This window comes from Haliscomenobacter sp. (assembly GCF_033763495.1).
Classification (GTDB): Bacteria; Bacteroidota; Bacteroidia; order Chitinophagales; family Saprospiraceae; genus Haliscomenobacter.
This window is the reverse complement of sequence record NZ_JANRKL010000063.1, coordinates 24,835-30,888: the sequence shown is the minus strand read 5'-3', so window position 1 is coordinate 30,888 and position 6,054 is coordinate 24,835. Positions and strand designations below refer to the sequence as shown.

Below are 6,054 nucleotides of genomic sequence, written 5' to 3'. Positions count from 1 at the left end.
CAAAACTAGGGTTTCGTCAATATTTTTTAATTCTTGACACACTTCATTGAACATTCCCGATAATATTTTTCTGATCAGAAAAATAGATATAATGATAATTCCAATTATATAAAACAGCTTTTCAGATGTTATGCTCATAATGTTTATTTTTATTAAGAAACATTTTAGTGCCTTCAAAAGGTTCCGTAACTTATAAAGAAAATTTTTCTTCTCCAAAATTTCCTTTGCGATTTTGACTTCTATCATTCTATGGGTCAATTTTACTGAAATAATACCCTTGATTGGCAGACAAGGGCGCTTGAAGGCGGGTTGAAATCGGACGGACTGTTTTTTTTCTAATCTTTATTTATCTAAAATAGCTCTCTTTTATTTTTTAAAAAGACGAACCTTTATATTTATATTTTGAATTGTAGTCCTTTAAACTCTTGTAACGAATATTCTGAGCTTCGATTTTTCTCTGGAACACCTTTTTAAAATCTTTTGCAGCTTCACTACCCGCTTGGTCATTATCAAAAAAAGTCAAAACCCGCTCATACCCTCCCTTCTCAATAAAATCCCTCGCCCGCTGTTGAAAAGAAAGTGAATTCAAAACCAAAATATCCTCCTTCGGCTTCACCACTCCCTCCTCCGTCAAATAAGTCAAAAAATCCATAAACCCCTCAAAAACCGAAATGACCTTTGTCTCCTCTTCCCCTCTGATCAGTGTCATATCCTTTTTCCCAATCGAAGATTTAAAAAACGGATTACGAATCTCAAACCCTTCTGAAAGGTTTTTGATACCTGCGGCAAAATAGGTTTTGCCAGTATTGCGGTTTACAAATTCAATGTCATTCAGGTAAGCTTTGGCAACAGTTTCATTGATGCCCCTGCCCTGCACATAGGGCCATGATTTTTGCAAGGGCGAAACGTTTTTAAGTTCCAAAACGGGTTTTTCATCCCTTGGCGATTTGCCAAAAAGGCTGTTTTGATTGGGATTGACGGGGATAGTTTTAACGCTCCCCTGGTAGATTTCATCCAAAAACTGTAGTGCATCATTAACCCGGTAAAACCCTTTGTACCGCAGCACAAAATCTATCACCGTGCCACCTATGTCGCCAAAGTCTTTCCAAATCCATTTGCCCCCCAAAAACGAGGTATGAAAACTGGCGGTCTTTTCACTTCGGAAAGGCGAAGTGTACCAATACTCATTTCCGGCTTTACTGATTTCAGTAGGTTGAAAACCAAGCTTGGCCAATAGATCGGGCAAATTGATGTTTTTGGCCTGGGTGCTGTTCATTTCAGTATCTCCGTAAAAACTGATTTCAGTTTTTCAGTATCTCCGTATTTCATCCGATTACCTTGTTTCCAGTTTTATCCAATTTTTCTGTCACTGCTTGGAGGAAAAAGGTTTTGAGGTTTACCGACTCATCGATGATCAATTTTTTCAAAGCCTTGTGCAAGCTTTCAGGAGTATCAATTGTCACCCGCACGGTTTTTTCCTGCTTTTTAAGTTGGGGCAAACTGGCCAATAAATGTACTTTTTCAACTGCCGCTTCCACTTGATCACTTTCAGGAGTGGATTGGTTCATCAGGTCTACTATGCTGCGTTTTTCTCTTTTCATATTAGGCTACCTTCATTTTTTTAATCAATTTTTGTTCAATCTCCGCGCAAAACGTTTCTACTTCTTCCCTGGCTTTGGCATCCTCCCACTCCAGGGCAGTAAGTCCGTATTTACTGCTGCGTTTATGGGCTACCCGTTCGCTGATCACGTTTTGCAAAGGGCTTATGCCAAACTCCTCAAACATGGCAATAGCCAGCTTTACTTCTTCGCCCTCACTGGTGCGGCAATAGCGATTGAGCACCAAAAAAGCCGGAATTTCAGGCTTGACCATTTTGGCATCTTCGTAACGTTTCAAAAACCTTTCAAAACTCTTGAGGTCATCAATGGAAGGGGTGATCGGGATGATCAAAAAATTAGCCAAGAGGATTAGTTTGGTCGTGACTTTTTCCAGTTGCGGAACACCATCAATGATGATTACCCGGTAGCCATTATTTCGGTGGGTTTTGATGTCATTGACCAGGCCATCGGTACTCGACATGGGGAAAACATCGACCTTGATTTTAGCATCTGCTTCTCGGCGCGTTCGCCAATCGCAGGTGGTTCTTTGTTCAATGTCGGTATCAATGATGCAGGTTTTTTCACCCTGCATGGCAAAGTAAACGGCGAGGTTGCGGGAAAGGGTAGATTTTCCGACGCCACCTTTCAGATTGGTTACAGCAATGATCATAAAAAAAGGGTTTAGTTACAGCATCAGTATATACTGAAATGCTGATTTACGCGAAGCCTTGTTTCAGTTTTTCAGCAAAGCCTGAAAAGGTTTTTATAAAAGGTGGCAATCTGGCAACATCCAAAACTTTCAGCTCTTTTATTCTTTTCAAAAGCAAAAAAACAAATAGCTGATGAGCGCAGCGAATTCAGTTTAAAGGCAATGCCGAGTAGGCATTGGGCGCAGCGAACAGCGTGAGCGGAGGGTAGGGCTTTTATCACCTCAATTCTGCTTCTGTGTTCTTTCCTTTGTTCACTTGTTCTGTGTTCGTAATCGGGAAAGGCTTGGAAATGCTGGATTTTTCGAGCTTAAAATCACCTCTTTGGGATGAACAATCACTTACTTGGGCGTAAGGATCACCTCTTTGGGATGGCAAAATCACTTCTTTGGGAGCAACTATCACTTTATTGGGCTGAACTGAGTTTTCATTTTATAGCTAAAAATCACTTTTTGGGGATAGGGTGATAGTTCAGGAGGTATACAATCACAAAATCACTTTACAAGGGGTGATTTTGTGAGATTATGCAAGGCATGAATGAATTCAACTCAAAAATTGCTTTCCCAACGGTGCCGGACGACTTATCCTCAATCGTCAAACCTGAAGAACTGATTGACATTATTGAGATGACGCCGCTCACCCTCCAGGACAGGCGAATTTACAATCTCCTGATTGGAAATGCCTGGAATGAAATCACCCACAAAAAGCGGCACGCCATCACCCGGCAAGAACTCACCAAATACATTGATAGCAACAACCAGGACATAAAGGCTTCGTTTAGAAGGCTGATGTCAGCCATTGTGGTGATCAAGATTCGGAACAACCAAAATGGCAATCCGGCCACGCGGCAAATTCAGTTATTGGGAGCCAATGAGACGGAAGACTATGGTGGCTTCATTGAATATTCCTTCCCGGATGATTTGGTCAAAATCATCAAAGATACTCAGATTTTTGCCCGGCTTCATACCAAGGTGATGTTTGAACTTTCGAGTAAGTATAGTCTGTCTTTGTACGAATTTTTGCAAAAAAGGAAAAACCTGCAATACATCAACCATGAAACTTTGACGGTGGAAGAGACGAGGGGACTGATTGGAGTAGGTAAGCACAAACTCAAGTCTTTTGGCCACCTGAACGATAAGGCACTAAAACCCGCGATCAAGGAAGTATCTTTCCTGACTGAGTTTGAGATCAAGGCCGAACCGATCCGAACGGGCAGGGCGATCACCCACATTAAATTTTCCTGGCTAAAGAAAACGGACATCGGAGCACAGATTGCCGCAGTGGAGGAATTGCAAAGAACCAAAACCGGACGACAAGAACGGATGGAGGGCAAGGTTGAAAATGTGCTCACGATCACTTCATCCCAAAAAAGTGATAGTTCAACAAGCCCTATCCATATAGGCAATTTCCTGCCAAACCTGAACCTGGAGCAACCTAGGTTATTGGTTTCTCCTTCGGGTATTGAAGCGGCCAAAAAAGCTATTGCTGATGCTGGGAAACGTTTGGATGTTTACCTGTTGGAGCAGGAGTTCAAGACAAGTGCTGAAAAGACAGGGTTTAAGCCGGGGAATGTGGATGGGGCTTTTGTGAATTTTGTGCGGAAGAGGGTGGCCTAATTTACCTATCCATATCCGGCTCATCTTTCTCCGGTTCTTCGATGCTTTTACCCGGCGTTTGAAACCCCGGATTTTTGAACAGGGAAACGATCATGTCCTTATGATTCTTTTCCTCAGTGTATTGCTGGCTACCCGCCAGAAAACCTTCAGAAAAGGTAGTCGTTGAATTTTTGAGGCTTTTGGCCAGCAGTTGCGACAAGGCGGGAACATACTTCTCCAGCATGTACCCGGCATTAAAAGCCTTTTGAAAAGTTTTGTCTTCCATCAGAATGTATCTTTTGAGTTTTGCTCCAGAAACTCCATAATTGACTCTCTATCGTACAGTATAATCTTCCTGCTAGGCTGGGTAAATCTGATCATGCCCTCGTCTCGGTATTTCTGCATGGTTGTCTTGGAACTAACCCTGAGTAGCCTCATGGCCTCTTCGTCATCAATCCATTTATCTAATGGAGCATTGTGTTTGTCCTTGAGCCGTGCAACGACTTCGTCCACCAGGGCATAGAATGCGTCGGACTCAAGACAGATTACTTCTAGGCGGGAACCAAATTCAGCCATGAGAACAGGTTTTAGTGAAATCAATATCGTAAAAAAATGAGCAAAAGCATACCTAGGAGGCTAAAATTTGATAAAAAAAATGATCGGTGTATATACTGTATTGAAGTTTTAATATCTCTCTATTTTCACCAACGCTTCAGATAATGAATTGATATTATCAGTAACTTTTAAAACATCAAGCATTGGTTCATGTAATTCATGGCGATCGCTCTTAATGATTTCAAATAACCCATGCTCACTGAATAAAAAAGGGTAAGATAAAAAAGGGCGTTTACTACCATTTTCTTGTATATCTCTTAAAGCTTCTATTTTTTTATATTTGACTGCTATTGCCATAATTAGTAATGATGTAGCTGGACCGAGTACACCATCTGGACGTAAACCGTATTTAGATTGTAACTGAGAAACTGATTTTTTTAAATCGGAATATGCTAATGATGAAGCATGAAAACCTGTTTCTTTTTGTAGTATAGAAATGATAAATTCGGTTGAAAGTCCAGATTCATCAAGAAAACGATTCCTTAGTTTTCTTTCAATCTCATTTTTTGTTTCAGGGTCAAGAGCCTCAATTATAGATTCAGCATTTTTTTTATTAACCTCAACAGCTTGTGCAAGTGAAGAAATCTCTTCGTAATGCTTTTTTGTTGATTCAACTAGTGTTATGACTTCTTCTTCTAATTTTTGGATCTTTGACTTCGTTCTTTCAATATCTGTAATTTCGCTTTTTGCTGCTGCTAATACTTTCTTTTTTAGAGGCTCGATATCGATTTGTTTTAAAAGTGAGGTTTTTATATTCTCATATCCAAAGAAACCAAAAACACTCAAGATAATCCCCAAAAGTGGTATAAGCGTCAATAACCTTTTATTTGTATCGATCTTGGCTTCTTTAAGTATCTCGAGTTTGATTGCTTTTTCTTTATTTTCATCAAACTTGGAGTCGTTTTCCATCTTCTTTCGTAGGAATTCAATTTCTAACTCTTGAAGATGAATTTTTTCTTTTAATTCTTCAATGGTTTTTTCGTTCATTTTTTTTTATTTTTTAGTGGCTACAACTTTTGCAGTTTCAGCGCCAAATGGTGCATCTATGAAGCTCTAATCAAATGCAAAATAAGATTTACGATTAATTCGTGCAAGCTAAACGTTAGAATTCCCAATCCATTTATCCTTGAGTCTTCGACAACTGCATCAAGCAAGGCGTAGAATCCCTCTGACTCTAAACAAATGACGTCTAAGTGGGAACCAAATTCAGCCATGAACGGAAACTTTAAGTAGAAGCAATATCGTAAAAAAAACTGATAGGAGAGGGTAGGGAAGCTGGAATTTGAAAAGAAAGATGCCATTCAGAAACTTTTCGACGAACGACAGAAAAAAAATCATCTCCACAAATGGCACCAAATGCCCCCAAATAAACCCCCAAAATGTTTGCAAATGGCTTGCAAATAAAAAGGAGTTACGAATTTTATCTTCGTAACTCCTTGAAAATCAAGTCGGGATGACAGGATTTGAACCTGCGGCCCCACGCCCCCCAGGCGTGTGCGCTACCGGGCTGCGCCACATCCCGAAAATAGTGTGTGGGTG

General features: G+C 40.3%; 7 protein-coding genes and 1 tRNA gene. 1 reads left to right on the top strand and 7 read right to left on the bottom strand.

Features of this window, described 5'->3' with window-relative positions; all coding sequences use genetic code 11:
* Positions 1-373: 373 nt before the first annotated feature.
* The 3 genes from SFV55_RS07295 to SFV55_RS07285 are packed head-to-tail and all read right to left on the bottom strand — an operon-like array spanning position 374 to position 2,268.
* A complete protein-coding gene (locus tag SFV55_RS07295; RefSeq protein WP_320028823.1) occupies positions 374-1,276 on the bottom strand; it encodes a toprim domain-containing protein in 903 nt (300 codons plus the stop codon).
* 49 nt (positions 1,277-1,325) lie between these two features.
* Entirely contained in the window at positions 1,326-1,601 is a 276-nt protein-coding gene (locus SFV55_RS07290; RefSeq protein ID WP_320028822.1) for a hypothetical protein, read from the bottom strand.
* Position 1,602: 1 nt separating this feature from the next.
* Complete coding sequence (locus tag SFV55_RS07285; RefSeq protein ID WP_320028821.1) at positions 1,603-2,268, bottom strand: AAA family ATPase; 666 nt, start codon at positions 2,266-2,268, stop codon at positions 1,603-1,605.
* 570 nt (positions 2,269-2,838) lie between these two features.
* On the opposite strand from SFV55_RS07285, the gene SFV55_RS07280 reads away from it, so the two are divergent.
* A complete protein-coding gene (locus SFV55_RS07280; RefSeq protein WP_320028820.1) occupies positions 2,839-3,921 on the top strand; it encodes a replication initiation protein in 1,083 nt (360 codons plus the stop codon).
* 1 nt (position 3,922) lies between these two features.
* On the opposite strand, the gene SFV55_RS07275 is transcribed toward SFV55_RS07280, so the two are convergent.
* The 4 genes from SFV55_RS07275 to SFV55_RS07260 form a co-directional block, all read right to left on the bottom strand.
* The gene (locus SFV55_RS07275; protein WP_320028819.1) at positions 3,923-4,186 is read right to left on the bottom strand and encodes a hypothetical protein; all 264 of its coding nucleotides are present in this window, start codon (positions 4,184-4,186) and stop codon (positions 3,923-3,925) included.
* Entirely contained in the window at positions 4,186-4,476 is a 291-nt protein-coding gene (locus SFV55_RS07270; protein WP_320028818.1) for a helix-turn-helix domain-containing protein, read from the bottom strand. The genes SFV55_RS07275 and SFV55_RS07270 overlap by 1 nt, the downstream gene beginning before the upstream one ends.
* Before the next feature lie 108 nt (positions 4,477-4,584).
* On the bottom strand, positions 4,585-5,502 hold the full coding sequence (locus SFV55_RS07265; protein WP_320028817.1) for a peptidoglycan-binding domain-containing protein: 918 nt from the start codon (positions 5,500-5,502) through the stop codon (positions 4,585-4,587).
* A 461-nt stretch (positions 5,503-5,963) separates the two neighbouring features.
* Positions 5,964-6,037: transfer RNA gene (locus SFV55_RS07260), tRNA-Pro, on the bottom strand.
* Positions 6,038-6,054: the final 17 nt, after the last annotated feature.